We start from the raw sequence: 17124 nt of genomic DNA, 5'->3' as shown, positions 1-17124 counted from the left end.
CCAATCCCCGTCCCCCAACTGGGCCCCGGCCTTCGCCGGGGTGGAGCAGGATAGTATGCGGCGCGAAGACGGTCACAGATCTGACGCGTTCATCCGGACGATGGGCTGTGTCGGCACATGCTCCGCCATCCGGTCGAGCAGCAGGTCGAGCGTATCCGCGACGATCAGCAGGTCGCGGTGCTGCGGTCGCAGGAAGCCGACCTCGCCCATCTTGTCCCAGAACGCGATCAGATGGTCGTAATAGCCCGCGGTGTTGAGCAGCCCAACCGGATCCGCATGATAGCCGAGCTGTGCCCAGCTCAGTGCCTCCCACAGCTCGTCCATCGTGCCCGTACCACCGGGAATCGTCACGAACCCGTCCGACAGGTCGGTGAACATCTGCTTGCGCTGATGCATGCCCTGCACGACGTGGAGCTCGGTCAGCCCGCGATGCGCGACTTCGGCATCGACCAGCGCCTGCGGGATCACGCCGATCACCTCGCCGCCCCCCTCGAGCGCACCATCGGCGATGGCGCCCATCAGGCCGGTGCGGCCACCGCCATAGACGAGGCCGATTCCGCGCTCGGCAAAGGTCCGTCCCAGCGCGCGCGCGCCTTCGATATACAGGGGATCAGCCGGCGTCGCCGACCCGCAATACACAGCAAGTCTTTTCATGTGGCCTCGCTAGGGGAAGCGCGCGTGGTGCCGCAAGAAAAGAATGGGTTCGCGCGGAGACGCGGAGGCGCGGAGTTGCAGCACCAGTCGCGGAGCGACCTTATACTATGATGACGTACAGCCGAGAGGTCTTCCGACCGATAGGCTGGACGCACCATCTCCGCGCCTCCGCGCCTCCGCGTCTCCGCGCGAACAAACCCTTACTGCTCGCCCTCAAGCATCAACCGCGCCGTCGCCTTCGCACTCCCGACGACGCCCGGGATTCCCGCCCCCGGATGCGTCCCCGCGCCGACGAAGTACAGGTTCGGGATATGATCGTCGCGGTTGTGCACGCGGAAATAGGCGCTCTGCGTCAGCACCGGCTCGAGCGAGAAGGCCGAGCCCAGATGCGCGTTCAGATCCTGTGCGAAATCCTTCGGCGCATAGCTGAACTTGGTCACGATCCGGTCGTGGATGTCCGGGATCAACCGCCGGCCGATCTCGTCGAGGATCCGCTTCTCCAGGATCGGGCCGATCTCGTCCCAGTCGACCGGGAATTTGCCGAGATGCGGCACCGGCGCGAGCGCGTAGAAGGTCGAATGCCCCTCCGGCGCCAGGCTGGGGTCGGTGACGGTCGGATGATGGAGATAGAGCGAGAAATCTTCCGCCAGCACGCCGTGATCGTAAATGTCCGACAGCAGCCCCTTATAGCGCGGCCCGAACAGGATCATGTGGTGCGGAATGCCGGGCCACGTGCCCTTGATCCCGAAATGCACGACGAACAGCGACGGGCTGTACTTCTTGCGTTCGAGCGACGCCTTGGTCCGCTGTCCGCTGCGCGACGTCGCCAACAAGTCGCGATAGGTGTGCATGATGTCGCTGTTCGCCGCCACCGCATCCGCCTGGCCCGACCAGCCGCTCGCCGTCGTGACCCCGGTCGCGCGGTCGCCCAGCGTCTCGATCGAGGTCACCGGGTCGTCGAGCCGCAGCACGCCGCCCAGCCGCTCGAACTGGGTCACCAGCGCCGCGACCAGCCGGTTGGTGCCGCCGCGGGCGAACCACACGCCGCCGTCGCGCTCAAGCTTGTGGATCAGGGCATAGATCGCGCTGGTCGTCATCGGATTGCCGCCGACGAGGAGCGTGTGGAACGAGAGCGCCTCGCGCAGCTTCTCGGACTTCACGAAGCTCGACACGATCGAATAGACCGAGCGCCAGGCCTGGTATTTCGCCAGTGCCGGCGCCGCCTTGATCATCGATCCGAAGTCGAGAAACGCGACATGGCCGAGCTTCTCATAGCCTTCGTGAAACACGCCCGCCGAATAGGCGAGGAACTTCTCATAGCCCGCCCAGTCGCCCGGATGCAGCTTCTCGATCTCCGCCCGCATCTGCGTATCGTCGTTGGTATAATCGAAATTCGTCCCGTCCGCCCAGTTCAGCCGGTAGAAGGGCAGCACCGGGTCGAGCGTCACGTCCGCGCTCATGTCGTGCCCGCTCAGCGCCCATAGTTCGCGCAGGCAGTCGGGATCGGTGATGACGGTCGGGCCCGCATCGAAGGTGAAGCCGTCGCGCTCCCAATAATAGCCACGCCCGCCCGGCTTGTCGCGGCTCTCGACGATGGTCGTCTGGACGCCTGCGGATTGCAGCCGGATCGCGAGCGCCAGCCCGCCAAACCCTGCGCCGATGACGATAGCTGTCTTCATGATCTCATACTGCCTGCGATGGCGCGGACGGCGCGCACGATGGGGACGGGGGGCTTGCCGGTCAGGATCCGCGCCTTGTCGGTCATGGTCGAACGTCCGGCATAGAAACGGCCTATCAGCGAAGGGGAGAGGCGATAGAAGCGCTCGAGGATCCGGTAGCGTTCCTCGGGCTCCGCCGCACGGAACAGCATCGTGTCGAGCATCCGGTAGAAACCGCGGCTTTTCCACGTCGCCTGCGCCATCGCATAGGTCGCGTCGTGCAGCCGTGCGCCCGAGAAATCCCCCAGCGCCGCGATCATCGACGCGGTCCGTACCGCATCGGGCAGCGAATAGCCGGTGGTCGGGTGGAACATCCCCGCACGCATCCCCGCCTTGGCGACGCGCGCGCCGGTCGAACGCCAATAGGCCTCGAAATCGCCGCCCATCGCCACCGGCAGCACGCCCGATTCCTCGCGTTCGATCCGCTTCACCGACCAGCCGCGCTCGGCGACATAGGCGTCGATCCGGTCGCGCAGCACGGGCAGATCGAGATCGGGCGTGTCGCTGTAATAGGTGTCCTCGACGAACATCCGCCGCGCCTTGAACGGCAGGCAATAGACGAAACGATAGCCGTCGAGCTGTTCGACGCCCGCATCCATCACCATCGGCCGCGGCGCCTTGTGCATCGCGTCGAGCAGCAGTTCGCGTCCGAGAAATTTCTGCCACGCCAGATCGAGCAGCGTGAGGTCGCCCGGCCCGCGTGCGTCGATCACCCCGGTCGCTTCGATCCGGTCGCCGTCGCTCAGCACCACCGCGGTCGCGCTCGCGCCGCTGACCTTGCGGTCGAGCATCAGCGCGTGTGGCGGCAGGACGCGGCGTACCTCGCGGTCGAGCTGGACGCTCTCGATCGAATTGTAACGCGCGTCTATGGTCCGCGCATGCCCTGGAAAGCGCACGTCATAGCCCTGCCAGCCATGCACCACGAGCGGCGCGACGATCCAGCGGTCCGCCGCCGCCACGTCGCTGTCGAAGAACGACCAGAGGTGATTGCCGCCGACCGTCGGGGCGGCATCGACCAGCCGCACGTCGAGCGCCGGATGCTTCGCTTTGAGCGCCAGCGCGATCATCCCGCCGGCCAGGCCCGCGCCAACGATCGCGACGTCGCAGGAGATCGTCGATGCCATGGCTCCGACTAGCGCAAACCGGCGCCTGCGAAAACAGCCTTTCCCGCCCAATCGCGCGCGAAGACAACCTGCATTGCCGGCCCGGCGGCCTCTTCCGCCACCGGGGCGATCCCCCGCACGTCATCGCCTTCCGCGGCCACCACGTGACGGACGCGAAGGGACGGGGGACGTCAGGTCGGGCATGGCGCGCCGCCGCCATCTCCGCCACTATGTCCATGCCAGATCCGGAGCCGCCATGCCCCCCTCACACCCGACCGACGCTTCGCCCGCACCGCACGCCAGCGATCCCGGCCCCCGCCACCCCCAGGCTCCGATGCTGGCCACGGCGCGCCTGACGCTGAGCGGCCATGTCCCTGCCGATCTCGACGATTGCGCCGCGATGTGGGCCGACGCCCGCGTCTATGCGATGATCGGCGGCACGCCGCGCAGTCGCGAGGAGGTGTGGATCCGGTTGCTCCGCTCGATCGGGCAGTGGACCGCGTTCGGCTATGGTAGCTGGATCGTGCGCGAGACCGCGACCGGCCGGCTGATCGGCGAGATGGGTCTGATCGAAGCGCGGCGCGCGATCCTGCCGCCGATCGACGGTCCCGGTGCGGTCGGCCCCGAAATGGGCTGGACGCTGACCGGCGACGCGCAGGGACAGGGTTATGCGTCGGAGGCGATGGCGGCAGTCCTGGCCTGGGCCGACCCGCGCATCGCCGCCACGACCTGCATCATCGACCCCGGCAACGCGCCCTCGCTCCGCCTCGCCGAGCGCCTCGGCTACCGCCTGCGCATCGAGGGTCGTTATCGTGACGCGCCGATCCTGATCCTCGACCGACGCGCCTGACCGCGTTCGAGGCGGCTATTTCGGCTTGGCGTTGAGCGTCGCCATCCGTGCGACGACCTCCGGGCTCGTGCACGTGGCTTTGTCGAAGCTGGTCGATGGCGGCCGGCGCAGGCAGGTGAAGGCGACCTCTTGCTCCGGGATCATGTCGAGCGGTTCGACGCCAGCATCCTTGCGCGCGATGACGGCGCGCAATTTGGCAAGATAGGTATCCCACCCGCGCTTGTCGGTAACGAGCGTGAGCGATCGATCGGCCGTATCGATCAGCCTCGCTGCCTCGTCGAACCGACCCATCTGCCGGGCAGCGTTCGCGGCCCGTGCCTCCAGCCATAGCCGGTCCGCTACGGGCGTTGCAGGGCCCAATGCCCGAACGCCACGGATGAACAATGTCTGATATCGCTGGAACTGGCTATTTTGCGCGTCGGTGCTGATTTGGGACCTCGGATCGGGCGTCACCTGCCAGATGGCCGACAGCAAAAGTCCGAGACGCAGAACCTCCGGCCGGCCCAGCTTTCCGGCGAGCCAATAGGCCCGGTAATAGGTCGTCTCCGAGCCGATCAGCCGTTTATAATCGGCGGTGCCGATCAGCCGCGCGAGGTTTTCCGCGTCCTGGGTCGAGACCTTGTCGAAAACGACCAACTTGTTGCTCGGGCATTCAGGAAGCGGAAACGGAAAGGGCAAATAGCTGTACGGCTTGCCGTCGGGGCGCTCGCCATAGGTGCTGAACATCGCGGGCTGCCATGCCGAGAACGTCTCGCCGCCCACCGGGCAGGTCATTTCTGCAGGCCCACCGTGAAGCGGTGGCAATTGTCGCGGAGCGGCGGTCGGCACGGGCTGGGCCGATTGCAGCAGCATTGCGAGTAAAATCACTATTGTGGTCCCCGATTATGTCGTGCGGAGGATGCTATGAAAGTCGTGATCCGGCGACAACGACCTTCTGCGGGATGCGCGCGCGGTCATCTTCCCGATCGCGGTGTACGAGCGGCCATCACCCGGCACGCGCAGATGCTTGTGAGCGCGGCATGACGATCACGCTCGTCATCTCCTTGTCTGCGATTGACGTTTTACCGGGTGCGCCCGCCGACCGCGTGTGCTGCAAAGGCGTTCGCTCCAATCTAGGCGCTGCCGTTGCTGTGATAATTCCGCTACGGGTCGTCGCGATTCCGACCCTGGCGGTGCGCTCGGTTTGGCTCTGACGGTCATGACCGTTATGGAGGGGGCCAATCCGATGGGCCGGGAGGTTTTTCCCCGGTTCATGTGGAGGGGAGCATTGGGGACATGGCTGATCACGGCCAGCCACCATCAGCCACATCATGAACGATACAGGTGCAATTATGAGCTCACTTTCCGGTTCTGGGATCGGCTCTGCGGCACCGACCGGGAGCACGGCGATGCAGGCATATCGCATGCCAAGGCTGCCGCGCGTGCTGGCCGCGGCGGCGCTCTGGGCCGTTCTGGCGGCGGCGAGCCCGGTCACGCGGCTTGACGTTGAGGTCGACAATCTTCGCTCGGCCAAGGGGTTGATCCGTATCTGTCTGACCGCCGACCCCGACAATTTCCCCGCCTGTGTCGACGATGCCAAGGCGCTGACCCGGACCCTGCCCGCCGCGGTCCGGACGACGAGCTTTCCGGGCCTGCCGCAGCGCGGCTATGCGCTGGCGATCATCCATGACGAGAACAGCAACTCCAAGCTCGACACGATCGCGGGTATCCCGCGCGAGGGCTATGGCTTCTCGAACAACGCGGCGGTACGCTTCGGACCGCCGCGCTTTTCCGCGGCACGGTTCATGCTCGTCGGTGATGCCGAAATGCAACAGGTCAGGATGCGTTACATCTTCTGACGGATTGCAACGGACCGAATGGGGTTGCCCCGCGTTGCGCGGTGGAACCTTTTTGTCCGGAGCCCGTCCTTGCGCGCATTCTCACTCGTTCTGACTGCCGCAACCGCGGCAGTCGCCCTCGCCACGCCGGCACTTGCGCAGACGGATCCCAATCCGACCCCGCCAATCACCGATCCCGCCGACAACAACCGCATCACACTCGGTCTGGGTGTCGCGTCGCTTCCCGATTACGAGGGTGCGGACAGCAACAGCTTCACCCCCGGCGCGGTCGCGATCGGTACGGTCCGCGGGCATGATTTCTTCACGCGCGGTACGCAGCTCTATGTGAACCTGATCCCCAATACCGGGTCGGTCGGCATCAACTACGAAGTCGGCGTCATCGCCGCCGTCCGCACCGATCGCACGGGCCGGGTCGACAACCGGCAGGTCCGCGCGCTCGGCAAGATCGACACGGCCTATGAAGTCGGCGGCTTTGTCGGCATCGGCAAGACCGGCGTCATCACCAGCGATTACGACACGCTGACCGCGCGCGTCGCCTATATCCACGACGTGTCGGGCACGCACGACAGCTATGTCATCACCCCGCAGGTCAACTACACCACGCCGCTGTCGGTCCGCACCCTGGTCGCCTTCGGCCTGTCGGCGGATTATGCGGGCAAAGGCTTTGGCCGGACCTATGCGGCGGTCACGCCGATCGGCACGATCAACAGCGGCCTGCGCACCTATGACATCAACGACAGCGGTTTCCGCCGCGTCAACGTCTCCGCGTTTGCCTTGCAGAGCCTGTCGGGTGATCTGCGCCGCGGGTTCGGCGTCGGCGCGGGCGTGCTCTATGGCCGCATGCTCGGCAAGTACAAGGACAGCCCGATCGTCGCGGACGTCGGCGATGCCGACCAGTGGCTCGGCGCGGTGGGCCTGACCTACACCTTCTGATCGCAACCCGCCGATCGACCCGAAACCCCGTGCGGCCCGACCGCGCGGGGTTTTTCGTTTGCGCCCCCGTCCGTTGCGCCTATGCTCGCCCTACCCCGGGGGAGCGCCGATCCGCGCTTGAGAGGAAGGCAGGAGCCTTCGACCCGCTGAACCTGATCCGGTTGATACCGGCGGAGGGAGGGAGCGGTCGCCACAGAACCGTATGCCTTGCTCCGAGACCTTTAGGAGCAAGCGCATGGCCGATTACGATCCCCGCATCCCGACCGCCGACATCGGCGTCACCACCGGCCCGATCCGCGGCTCGCGGAAGATCCATGTCGCGGTGCCCTCCAGCCCCGACGTCCGCGTCGCGATGCGCGAGATCGTGCTCGACCCCAGCTGTTCCGAGCCGCCCTTGCGCGTCTACGACACCAGCGGTCCGTACACCGACCCGCGCGCCACGATCGACATCAACGCCGGCCTGCCGCAACTCCGCCGCCAGTGGATCGAGGCGCGGGGCGATGTCGAAAGTTACGACGCGCGCGCGATCCGGCCCGAGGATAATGGCCAGCTCGGCCCCGACCGCTCGGGCGGCGTGCCGCAATTCCCCGGCAGTATCGCACGCCCGTTGCGCGCCAGGGCCGGCGCCAATGTCAGCCAGATGCACTATGCCCGCCGCGGCATCATCACGCCCGAGATGGAATATGTCGCGACCCGCGAGAATCTCGGCCGCGCGATGCTGAAAGAGTATAAGCGCGACGGCGAGAGCTTCGGTGCGTCGATCCCCGACTTCGTCACCCCCGAATTCGTCCGCGACGAGGTCGCGCGCGGCCGCGCGATCATCCCCAACAACGTCAACCACCCCGAATCCGAGCCGATGGCGATCGGCCGCAACTTCCTGGTCAAGATCAACGCCAATATCGGCAACTCCGCAGTCGCGTCGAACGTCGCCGCCGAGGTCGACAAGCTCGTCTGGTCGATCCGCTGGGGCGCCGACACGGTGATGGACTTGTCGACGGGGCGCAACATCCACGACACGCGCGAATGGATCCTGCGCAACAGTCCCGTGCCGATCGGCACCGTGCCGATCTACCAGGCGCTCGAAAAGGTCGGCGGCGTCGCCGAGGATCTGACCTGGGAGATCTTCCGCGACACGCTGATCGAACAGGCGGAGCAGGGCGTGGATTACTTCACGATCCACGCGGGCGTGCGCCTCGCCTATATCCCGATGACCGCCAAGCGCGTCACCGGCATCGTCTCGCGCGGTGGCTCGATCATGGCGAAATGGTGCCTCAGCCACCACAAGGAGAGCTTCCTCTACGAGCGCTTCGACGAGATCACCGAGATCATGAAGGCGTATGACATCGCCTATTCGCTCGGCGACGGGCTGCGCCCCGGCAGCATCGCCGACGCGAACGACGAGGCGCAGTTCAGCGAGCTCTACACGCTCGGCGAACTCACCCACCGCGCATGGAAGAGCGATGTCCAGGTGATGATCGAGGGCCCCGGCCATGTGCCGATGCACAAGATCAAGGAAAACATGGAAAAGCAGCTCGAGGTCTGCGGCGAGGCGCCCTTCTACACACTCGGGCCGCTCACCACCGACATCGCGCCGGGTTATGACCATATCACCAGCGGCATCGGCGCGGCGCAGATCGGCTGGTACGGCACCGCCATGCTTTGCTACGTGACGCCCAAGGAGCATCTCGGGCTCCCCGACCGCGACGACGTGAAGGTCGGCGTTGTCACCTACAAGCTCGCCGCGCATGCCGCCGATCTGGCGAAGGGGCATCCCGCCGCGCAGGTGCGCGACGACGCGTTGAGCCGCGCGCGCTTCGAATTCCGCTGGCGCGATCAGTTCAACCTGAGCCTCGACCCCGATACGGCCGAGCAGTATCACGACCAGACGCTCCCCGCAGAAGGCGCCAAGACCGCGCATTTCTGCTCGATGTGCGGTCCCAAATTCTGCTCGATGAAGATCACGCAGGAGGTGAGGGACTTCGCCGCGAAACAGAATGGCCCCGCCGACACGTTCCTCGCAGCCGATGTCGATCAGACCGACGCCAACCGCGCGATCTTCGCCAAGGGCGCGCATGCCGACGCGGAAAAGGGCATGGCGGAAATGAGCGAGAGGTTCCGCGAGAAGGGCAGCGAGATCTACCTCCCCGCGGACGTCTGATCCGCCACACCCCGAACTCCTCCCCCGGCAGGGGGAGGATCAGGGGCGCATCCGTTACCGCTTGCGCACGAACTCCGCGCGCAGCACCAGTCCCTTGATCCCCTCGTAACGGCAGTCGATCTCCTGCGCGTCGCCGGTCAGGCGGATCGCCTTGATCAGCGTGCCGCGCTTGAGCGTCTGGCCCGCGCCCTTGACGGTCAGGTCCTTGATCAGCGTCACCTGGTCGCCGTCCGCCAGCACGTTGCCGACCGAGTCGCGGACCACGACCGCGTCGTCGTCCGCCGCGCGGGTCGTGGATGCGGCGTCGGCGGCGACCCATTCGCCGCTGGCCTCGTCATAGACGTAATCGTCGTCCGCCATCGTCATCGTCCTATTTCGTGCCGGATCACTTGAGCGTCGTCATCTCGACGGGCTTGCCCTTGGTCGTGGGGTTCGACGCGTTCGCCTTGGGCTCCTTCTCGGCCTTGGGCTTGCGGACTTCCTTGTTCGATTTCTTCTGGCTCTTGGCCATGATGCTGCCCTTCCGGCGGGGCGGAGCGCCCCGGGACGGCGACGATACACGCTTGCACTCGCGCATACCCGTAGATTCGGATCGCCAGATCGCCCCGGCAGTGCGGGCATCGCGGGCAACCTCGGCCCGATCGGCGCGTTGGGATGAAAAGAGCATGAGGGGGCTGCGATGCATATCGGATCCGGGGCTGCGCCGATCACCCTGTCGCTGCGTGCGGGGATGGCAATGCTTGCCATGGCCGTGTCAGGCTGCAGTGCGGGCGACGATTCCCAGCAGACCGCTGCGGTTACGAATTTCACACCGCCTGCCACGCGGACGCCGATCCCCGTGGCGGGGCAGGCACAGACCACGCCGCTCACCGCCTATGTCGGCAAATATCCGCATGACGCGGTCGATGGCGTCGATTTCTTCGATCGCACCGAGGTGGCCGGCGGGTTGCTCGCGGTGGTCGACGATGCCCGGCTGCGGTCGCTGATCCGCGGGCGTTCGGGGCCGCAGACGCCGATCTTCCAACGGGGCCGGCGCATCGCCTCCTGGGGCTGCGAAGCGCATAATTGCGGCGATCACAACTGGATGGTCGCGATCGATCCGGCGGGTGGCACGGCGCAGGCCTGTTATCACGATGCCGGTACGATGCGGGACCAGAGCCGCTGGTATGCCGATGGCGCACCGGTCCTGCGCCCCGGCGCCTGTCCTTCGGAGGGTGGAAACGATGCTTGAACACATGCCTGCCTGGCTCGGCCACGCACTTAAAGGATTGCGCGCCGGTGCGGACGCGCTGGTGATCGCCCGGTCCGGTCTCGGGTCGGGCGCACAGGCCGGCACGGGGTTCGCGACGCTCGACCTGACCAGCCCCGCCTTTGCGCATGAGGGGCGGTTGCCGCCGCGGTTCACCGCCGATGGTGACGGGGTGTCGCCGCCGCTGCTCTGGAGCACGCCGCCTGCGGGCACCGCCGCGCTCGCGCTGATCGTCGAGGATGCGGATGCGCCGACTCCGCAGCCGCTGGTCCACGCGATCGTCTGGCATATCGCTGCCGATCGGGTGCGACTGGCCGAAGGTGCGATCACGGCCGACGGCGCAGGGACGCCCGATGGCGATGTCGGGCGCAATTCCTATCTGCGCGAAGGCTGGCTGCCGCCCGATCCGCCGACCGGGCATGGCGAACATCGCTACGCCTTCCAGCTTTTCGCGCTCGATGCGGCGCTGGGCGATCCAGGCGTATCACCGGGCCGCACCGCGCTGGTCGAGGCGATGTCGGGACATGTGCTCGCGGCGGGGTTGCTGATCGGGACCTATTCGCGCGAGGAGGCCGCGCCCGTCGGCCCCGCTTCATCGGCCATGCCGGCCTGACCGCGACCCGCGCGTGGCGGGCAGGGATCCGCCGCGCTGCCGGTCAGGCGAACGCTGCGGCGTGGGTCGCGATCAGCAGGACGGTGGTCGAGAAGGCGACGATGCCGACGAGCAGGCTGCTGTCCCGCAGGCGGTCGGGCCGCGATTGGGCGCGATGGAGATGACGAAGCATGATGCAGTCTCCGCAGTCCGGCCGGATCACGCGATCGGGATGATCGGCGTCGCGGCGCTGATCGCGATGCCGGCGAAGACCAACGCGCCGGCGAACGAGAGGAGGATGCGCTTGGCGGATTCGAAATGGATCGAGGACATGGTGGCTTCCCTTCGGTGATGGCGGCGTCCGGACCATCCGGCTGCCGATATCCCCTGCTTTGCACACCCCGTGCCAGTTCCGTATCCAGCTGAATCAGCGAGATTTTTCGCAGCAGCCCCGCAGCAGTTGGGATTTTGCGCCACACTAATCCGGTGAACGGCGCCAAGGATCGGTGCCGCGGACCGCCGCGCGGATCAGGCGGCGCAGATCCGGTCGCGCCCGTCGCCCTTGGCGGTGTAGAGGAGCCGGTCGGCGCGGGCGAACGCGCTCTCGGCGGCTTCGTCCGCGTGGATCGCGGTGACGCCTGCCGAAAAGGTGATCTGGCCGAGCGGCGAATCGGTCTCACGATTGCGGAAGCGTTTGGCGGCGACGATCGCGCGGACCGAATCGAGCAGGCGCGCGGCGTCGCTCAGGCTGACGCCGCACAACAGCACTGCAAACTCCTCGCCGCCGTGCCGCACGACGAGATGCCCCTCGCACCCCGCCGCGATCATCTGGCCGATCGCGGTCAGCACCCGGTCGCCGACGCCGTGGCCGAACGCGTCATTGACTCGCTTGAACCGGTCGACGTCGCATACCGCCAGGCAATAGGGGCCCTTGTCCGCGTCACGTGCGCCGAACGCCTCGTCGAACGCGCGCCGATTGGGCAGGCCGGTCAGCGTGTCGCGCCGTGCGCTGTCGCGCGCCTCGATCAGCTTGGCCCGCAGGACGTCGGTCTCGTGCTTCGCCTTGGCCAACCGCACCTCGGACTCACGGATCCGGCCGATCATCGCGGTGGTGATCCGCGTGATCTCGTCGATCTCGGCTAGTCCCGGCGAGGTCGTGATCGCTGCCGCGCTTTCCGCCAGGTCATGGCCGAAGCCGCGGGTCTCGGCGTGGATGCTGTGCATGATCGTCGCGAATCCGTCGACATACTCCTGCGTCTCGGCAACCAGCCGGTCCGCCTGCCCTTCGCGTTGCGCGGGATCGCACGGGTCGTCGGGATCGACCACCGCAGAGGGCTCGGTGACCTGTCCGCCAAGCGCCTCGATATCCCTGCGCAGCAGCCGGACGCCGCCCTCGGTCAATTGCGCAACCTGCGCCGCGAGCGGGCCGTCCGGCGCCGACAGCACGGCATGCGCGAACGCATAATGCGACGGATCCGGACGCAACCGGTGCTTACGGAGGAATCGGCCGATCTGGTCGAACAGGTCCTCCGTGCTCACCTGTTGTGCGCCGTGCGCGTCCCGCATGTCATTTGCCCCCGTTTCGCCCCCGGAATAGAACGATAAAGGTTAGCAACGCGTGACGATTTGCAAGCCTATCGGCGGTTAAGCGTCTCGACTGCGGCCAGCGTCGAACTGACATGCTCAGCCGGGTTCATGTCGTCGTGAACAAAGGCGACCCGGCCGTCGCGGCCAATCACGTAACTGGTGCGCTTCGTGACGTCGCGTCCCATCACTTGCTTGCCGAGCGCGACGTCATAGCCCGCGACGACCTTCGGCCCTGCACTGGCGACCGCGAACTTGCCCGCGCATTTCTCCGCCGAGAATTTGCTCAGCGTCTCGACGTTGTCCGCCGACATGCCGATCACCGTCGCGCCGGCCTTCTTGAACGCGGGGACCGCCTCGGCAAAGGCATGCGCCTCGGCATTGCAGCCACCGGTATAGGCCGCGGGGAAGAAGTAGAGCACGACGGGGCCCTTCTTCAGCTGTTCGGCGAGGTGGACCGTGAACACCTTGCCGGCGATCGCGCCGCGCGTGGTGAAGTCGGGTGCCTTCGCACCGGGCGCGAGCGCCGCGACTGCGGGGGTGGCGAGGAGGAGGGCGGCAAGGGTCGGGACGAGGCGCATGGGGCTATACTCCGGTATGATCGCAATGACGTACGCCCGCTCGCGGCATCCGTCCATTGCCCGCGCCGTACAGGCTCGATAGGCAGGGCACATGCCAGTGACCCAAGCCGATATCGACCTCGCGCACCGCCTCGCGGATGCCGCGGGCCAGGTCATCCGACCCTATTTCCGCCATGAGCATGGCGTCGAGATCAAGGAGGACCAGTCCCCCGTCACCCGCGCCGACCGCGAGGCCGAATCGGCGATGCGCCGGCTGCTCGACGCCGAACGCTCGGGCGACGGCATCGTCGGCGAGGAATTTGGCGAGAAGACCGGTGTCACCAACCGCAAATGGGTGCTCGACCCGATCGACGGCACGCGCAGCTTCACCGTCGGCCGCGCGATCTTTGGCACGCTGATCGCGCTGGTCGAGGATGGCTGGCCGGTGCTCGGGATCATCGACCAGCCGGTCCAGCGCGAACGCTGGGTCGGCGTCGCGGGGCGTCCGACGACGTTGAACGGCGTGCCGGTGCGCACCCGGGTCTGCCGCGAGCTTGCGGGATCGACGATCGCGACGACCAGCCCGCATCTGTTCGACGAGGCTGACGTCCCGCATTACCTAGCGCTCGTCGCGGCTATCTCGGGCGGCAATCCGCGCCAGGGGCCGGTCTATGGCGGCGACTGCTATAATTACGGCCTGCTCGCGAGCGGGCATCTCGACGTCGTCTGCGAATCGGGTCTCCAGCTCTACGATTTCGCTGCGCTGGTCCCGGTCGTCGAAGGCGCCGGCGGGATGATGTGCGACTGGAACGGCGACCCGCTGACCGCGGACAGCGAAGGTCATGTGCTCGCGATCGGCGATCCGGCGCGGCTGGACGACGTGCTCGAGGCGATGCACCGGATCGCGGGTGATGCGCATGATCATGGCGGTCACGACCACTGAGACCGTCTTGGCGGCCGACGGGCGTCACGCCTCGCACCTAGTCCCATATCCGTCATCCCGGCGAAAGCCGGGACCCATGGATACGGCACGGTCGCTTACTGCGCTGGCCGAAACCATGGGCCCCGGCGTTCGCCGGGGTGACGGGATGGATGTGGTGGGTAAGCATGGGCGCGGAGCGCGGCGGCCGCCGCCGCTTTAGAAGATCCCGAGAAACTTCTTCTTCTGCCCCTTCTTCTCCGCCTCGGACGCCTTGCCGTCCTCGCCCTTGGCGGTCGTCCCGCGGCCGACATCGTCGCGCGTCTCGCCCTTGGTCGTCCGCTGCGCCTTGGCGGTCGCGCCGGCCAGCACCGGGCCGCACGCGGTGGCCTTCGCATCGCCGACATCCACGAACGCAAGCACACCCGCGACCGGCGTCGCCACCAGCGCGAGGCCCAGCCCGGTGCCGACGCGGGCGAGCAGGTCCTTCGACACCACGCTCATCTTCGGTGCCGCGAACACCCCGCCGAACCCGACCGGCGACTGGCCCGCAAACAGGCTGAACTTCTTCGAATCGGCGCGGAAGGCGAGGTCGACCGCCTCGTTGCGGAAGCTGAACCCGCCGCGCCCGACGATCACGTTCTTTCTCGTGTCGATCAGGATCGGGTCCGCTGCCGCCACACCGCCGCGCACGGTGAAGCCGATCAGGCCGCAATTGACCTGGACCGGCTCGTCGAGCTTGCCCTGGAACATGCGCTGCGCGAACGTGCCGATGTCGAGCTCGGCGAGCTGGACGTTGCGCACCGACAGGGCGCCCGACGGCATCACGAACGCGATCCGGCCGCGTGACGACGCCAGCGAATCATGGATCGAATCGCCGCGCCCGTCGAGCTTGATCCGCCCCTTGATCGTGCCGGTCGTCCCCGCCTCGGCAAGCCCATAGCCCTTGAGCAACCGCCCCATCGGCGTCGGCGCGAGGCGAATGTCGTAGGACACCGCGCTCGGCCGCGACCGCGTGTCGAAGACCGCGTCAGAGGCGACATTGCCGCGCGCCATCGCAAACGTCAGCGGCGACAGCGCCAGCCGCCCGCGCTCGAGGTCGAGCGTCAGGTCGACGTTCGAGATCGGGATGTTCTTCGACCGCACCACGCCAATCGTCCATTTCAGGTCGGCATCGAAGATCTGCATCGTCTCGACCGGGAAATTCCCATCGGGCAACAGGCGTTGCGCGCCCGCACCGGTCGCGGCGGCGGCCGCCACCGCGCCGCGGCTCTCGACGATGTCGGGATTGTAGCCGATGAACGGCGCGGCATCGACGATATCGAGGCTCTTGGTCGCCAGCACCGAATCGAGATGGATGCGTTCGCCATTGGTGATCGTCAGCTTGCCCGCCAGATCGGTCTTACCCGCCACGCCGGTGATCCGCGTAAAATGATATTCCTCGCCCTGTTTCACGAGCTGTCCGCGCAGCCGATAGGTGCGTGTGTTCGGGATCGCGACGTCGATCACGCCGAGCAGGGTCGACAGGTTGGCACCGCGCGCGGTCACTGCGAGCGGCACGTTCTCGACGTCCGCGATGCTCGGCAGCGTGCCGGCGACGTCGATAACGTTGCCCGCCGCGCGCATCCGCGCGACCAGCTTGTTCTGTCCCCGATTGGCGGTCGCGTCGGGCGACAGCAGCTGCGCGGTCACCGTGAACGGCGTCTCGCGCAGCTGGCCGGTGCCCTTGAGGCCGACCGCGCGGCCGATCGTCGCATCGACCGAGCGGATGTCGGCGACGTCGAGATTGGCGAGCACGCGCATTCGCGGGTCGAGATAGCGCACGCTCGTCCCCGTCACCGTCGCCACGTCGATCCGCGGGAATTCGAGCGGCTCGCCGCCCTTCTTGTCGCTGAACGTCCAGCTATTGGCGGTATGCGCGGCATTCCATTCGAGATCGACCGCGCCGTTGACCAGATCGAGCCAGTAGAGCCGCCGCTTGCCGAAGATCAGCGACAGCGGCGCGATCCGCGTGTCGAGCTTGTCCGCCTGGAAGAGGTTGGGCCGGCTCGCCCAGTCGGGGTTGGAGAGCGTGAAGCGCTCGGCATAGAATTTGATTCGGAACGGCGCGAAATAGAGCTGGAAATCGCCGCCGACGGTCACCGTCCTGTTGGTCATCGACCCGACGATCCGCTCGAACGGATGCTTCAGGAAGCGACCCTTGGTGATGTAGAGTACCAGCCAGATCGCGGCGATCACCGCGACGATCCCGATCAGAATGTTGCGCAGGATCCGCCGTTTGCGCCTCTTCTGCGCCGCGGCGGGCGGGGGGGCGTCGATCGGCTGCGTCGGGCTGGCGTCCATGATAAGCCTATCGCATGGCGGGCGCAGCGGTTCCACTATGGTCGGATGCCGCATTAATGCGGGAATGCGGCTTGAGATTCCGGACCGATGCGGGTATCGGCCCCGCTTCCTCGAAGGGATGCGCGTTCGACGAATCGCCCGGCCAGTGTGGGCTGCCGCGGCGATTTCAGCGTTTCCCTTCGTAACCGAAAGGATAAAAATGCCCAAGCTGAAGACCAAGAGCGGCGTCAAGAAGCGCTTCAAGCTCACCGCCACCGGCCTGCTCAAGCACGGCGTCGCCGGCAAGCGTCACCGTCTGGCGCATCACAACGGCAAGTACATCCGTCAGAACCGCGGCACCAAGCTGCTGTCCAAGGCCGATACCGCAGCAGTGAAGGCCTGGGCGCCTTACGGCCTGCGTTGAGCTGAGAAGGAATTAGACAATGGCACGCGTAAAACGGGGTGTTACCACCCGCGCCAAGCACAAGCGTATTTTGGTTCAGGCGAAGGGCTATTATGGCCGTCGCAAGAACACCATCCGCATCGCCCGTCAGGCCGTCGAAAAGGCCGGACAGTACGCATATCGTGACCGCAAGGTTAAGAAGCGCACCTTCCGTGGCCTGTGGATCCAGCGCATCAACGCC

General features: G+C 66.6%; 21 protein-coding genes and 1 riboswitch. Of the genes, 11 read left to right on the top strand and 10 right to left on the bottom strand.

Annotated elements, in window-relative coordinates; all coding sequences use genetic code 11:
- Window positions 1-72 precede the first annotated feature (72 nt).
- The 3 genes from sphst_RS00980 to crtY form a co-directional block, all read right to left on the bottom strand.
- The gene (locus tag sphst_RS00980) at window positions 73-654 is read right to left on the bottom strand and encodes a TIGR00730 family Rossman fold protein (RefSeq protein ID WP_031394045.1); all 582 of its coding nucleotides are present in this window, start codon (window positions 652-654) and stop codon (window positions 73-75) included.
- A 200-nt stretch (window positions 655-854) separates the two neighbouring features.
- Window positions 855-2333, bottom strand: coding sequence for a phytoene desaturase (locus sphst_RS00975; RefSeq protein WP_031394044.1), 1479 nt, complete (start codon window positions 2331-2333; stop codon window positions 855-857).
- The gene (gene crtY, locus sphst_RS00970; protein ID WP_031394043.1) at window positions 2330-3496 is read right to left on the bottom strand and encodes a lycopene beta-cyclase CrtY; all 1167 of its coding nucleotides are present in this window, start codon (window positions 3494-3496) and stop codon (window positions 2330-2332) included. Before crtY ends, sphst_RS00975 begins: the two co-directional genes overlap by 4 nt.
- A 235-nt stretch (window positions 3497-3731) precedes the next feature.
- On the opposite strand from crtY, the gene sphst_RS00965 reads away from it, so the two are divergent.
- Entirely contained in the window at window positions 3732-4325 is a 594-nt protein-coding gene (locus sphst_RS00965; RefSeq protein WP_081877539.1) for a GNAT family N-acetyltransferase, read from the top strand.
- 15 nt (window positions 4326-4340) lie between these two features.
- Here sphst_RS00965 and sphst_RS00960 read toward each other — a convergent pair whose 3' ends face one another.
- Window positions 4341-5192 carry a hypothetical protein gene (locus tag sphst_RS00960; RefSeq protein WP_159043441.1) on the bottom strand — a complete coding sequence of 284 codons (852 nt, stop codon included), beginning with the start codon at window positions 5190-5192 and terminating at the stop codon, window positions 4341-4343.
- A gap of 152 nt (window positions 5193-5344) precedes the next feature.
- Between sphst_RS00960 and sphst_RS21595 the strand changes: the two genes are divergently transcribed.
- The 5 genes from sphst_RS21595 to thiC all read left to right on the top strand — a co-directional run bounded on the left by sphst_RS21595 (window position 5345) and on the right by thiC (window position 9254).
- Window positions 5345-5518: a hypothetical protein gene (locus sphst_RS21595; RefSeq protein ID WP_330219034.1), complete on the top strand. Its 174-nt coding sequence runs from the start codon at window positions 5345-5347 to the stop codon at window positions 5516-5518.
- Between the two features lie 5 nt (window positions 5519-5523).
- Window positions 5524-5808: a sterol desaturase family protein gene (locus sphst_RS00955; protein ID WP_414711879.1), complete on the top strand. Its 285-nt coding sequence runs from the start codon at window positions 5524-5526 to the stop codon at window positions 5806-5808.
- Window positions 5714-6163 (top strand): DUF2141 domain-containing protein, encoded by a 450-nt coding sequence (locus tag sphst_RS00950; RefSeq protein WP_234387247.1) that lies wholly within the window; start codon window positions 5714-5716, stop codon window positions 6161-6163. Before sphst_RS00955 ends, sphst_RS00950 begins: the two co-directional genes overlap by 95 nt.
- A 69-nt stretch (window positions 6164-6232) precedes the next feature.
- Window positions 6233-7096, top strand: coding sequence for a MipA/OmpV family protein (locus sphst_RS00945; RefSeq protein ID WP_234387246.1), 864 nt, complete (start codon window positions 6233-6235; stop codon window positions 7094-7096).
- Between the two features lie 88 nt (window positions 7097-7184).
- Window positions 7185-7292: riboswitch (TPP riboswitch) on the top strand.
- Window positions 7293-7331: 39 nt separating this feature from the next.
- Complete coding sequence (gene thiC / locus sphst_RS00940) at window positions 7332-9254, top strand: phosphomethylpyrimidine synthase ThiC (protein WP_031394038.1); 1923 nt, start codon at window positions 7332-7334, stop codon at window positions 9252-9254.
- Between the two features lie 54 nt (window positions 9255-9308).
- Here thiC and sphst_RS00935 read toward each other — a convergent pair whose 3' ends face one another.
- Together sphst_RS00935 and sphst_RS21435 are read right to left on the bottom strand one after the other, a co-directional pair.
- Window positions 9309-9614, bottom strand: a complete 306-nt coding sequence (locus tag sphst_RS00935) for an alkylphosphonate utilization protein (protein ID WP_031394037.1) — start codon at window positions 9612-9614, stop codon at window positions 9309-9311.
- Window positions 9615-9639: 25 nt separating this feature from the next.
- Window positions 9640-9765: a hypothetical protein gene (locus sphst_RS21435; protein WP_260171387.1), complete on the bottom strand. Its 126-nt coding sequence runs from the start codon at window positions 9763-9765 to the stop codon at window positions 9640-9642.
- Between the two features lie 168 nt (window positions 9766-9933).
- Between sphst_RS21435 and sphst_RS00930 the strand changes: the two genes are divergently transcribed.
- Both sphst_RS00930 and sphst_RS00925 read left to right on the top strand, forming a co-directional pair.
- Window positions 9934-10485, top strand: coding sequence for a hypothetical protein (locus sphst_RS00930; protein ID WP_056406740.1), 552 nt, complete (start codon window positions 9934-9936; stop codon window positions 10483-10485).
- Window positions 10478-11116, top strand: a complete 639-nt coding sequence (locus sphst_RS00925; RefSeq protein ID WP_056406742.1) for a YbhB/YbcL family Raf kinase inhibitor-like protein — start codon at window positions 10478-10480, stop codon at window positions 11114-11116. Before sphst_RS00930 ends, sphst_RS00925 begins: the two co-directional genes overlap by 8 nt.
- Before the next feature lie 43 nt (window positions 11117-11159).
- On the opposite strand, the gene sphst_RS21430 is transcribed toward sphst_RS00925, so the two are convergent.
- The 3 genes from sphst_RS21430 to sphst_RS00915 all read right to left on the bottom strand — a co-directional run bounded on the left by sphst_RS21430 (window position 11160) and on the right by sphst_RS00915 (window position 13260).
- Window positions 11160-11288, bottom strand: a complete 129-nt coding sequence (locus sphst_RS21430) for a hypothetical protein (RefSeq protein WP_261362612.1) — start codon at window positions 11286-11288, stop codon at window positions 11160-11162.
- Between the two features lie 335 nt (window positions 11289-11623).
- Window positions 11624-12661, bottom strand: a complete 1038-nt coding sequence (locus tag sphst_RS00920; protein ID WP_031395293.1) for a GGDEF domain-containing protein — start codon at window positions 12659-12661, stop codon at window positions 11624-11626.
- Window positions 12662-12729: 68 nt separating this feature from the next.
- Window positions 12730-13260: a peroxiredoxin gene (locus tag sphst_RS00915; protein ID WP_031395292.1), complete on the bottom strand. Its 531-nt coding sequence runs from the start codon at window positions 13258-13260 to the stop codon at window positions 12730-12732.
- Between the two features lie 91 nt (window positions 13261-13351).
- On the opposite strand from sphst_RS00915, the gene sphst_RS00910 reads away from it, so the two are divergent.
- A complete protein-coding gene (locus sphst_RS00910) occupies window positions 13352-14182 on the top strand; it encodes an inositol monophosphatase family protein (RefSeq protein WP_031395291.1) in 831 nt (276 codons plus the stop codon).
- A gap of 195 nt (window positions 14183-14377) precedes the next feature.
- Here sphst_RS00910 and sphst_RS00905 read toward each other — a convergent pair whose 3' ends face one another.
- Window positions 14378-16501, bottom strand: coding sequence for an AsmA family protein (locus tag sphst_RS00905; RefSeq protein ID WP_056406744.1), 2124 nt, complete (start codon window positions 16499-16501; stop codon window positions 14378-14380).
- Between the two features lie 199 nt (window positions 16502-16700).
- Between sphst_RS00905 and rpmI the strand changes: the two genes are divergently transcribed.
- Both rpmI and rplT read left to right on the top strand, forming a co-directional pair.
- The gene (gene rpmI, locus sphst_RS00900) at window positions 16701-16904 is read left to right on the top strand and encodes a 50S ribosomal protein L35 (RefSeq protein WP_031395289.1); all 204 of its coding nucleotides are present in this window, start codon (window positions 16701-16703) and stop codon (window positions 16902-16904) included.
- A gap of 19 nt (window positions 16905-16923) precedes the next feature.
- The coding region (gene rplT, locus sphst_RS00895; protein ID WP_107045043.1) for a 50S ribosomal protein L20 at window positions 16924-17124 on the top strand (201 nt) is incomplete at its 3' end.

Origin of the sequence: Sphingomonas sp. STIS6.2 (genome assembly GCF_000732685.2) — a bacterium.
In the GTDB taxonomy this organism is placed as follows: Bacteria; Pseudomonadota; Alphaproteobacteria; order Sphingomonadales; family Sphingomonadaceae; genus Sphingomonas; species Sphingomonas aerolata.
This window is presented reverse-complemented; position numbering and strand designations above follow the sequence as displayed.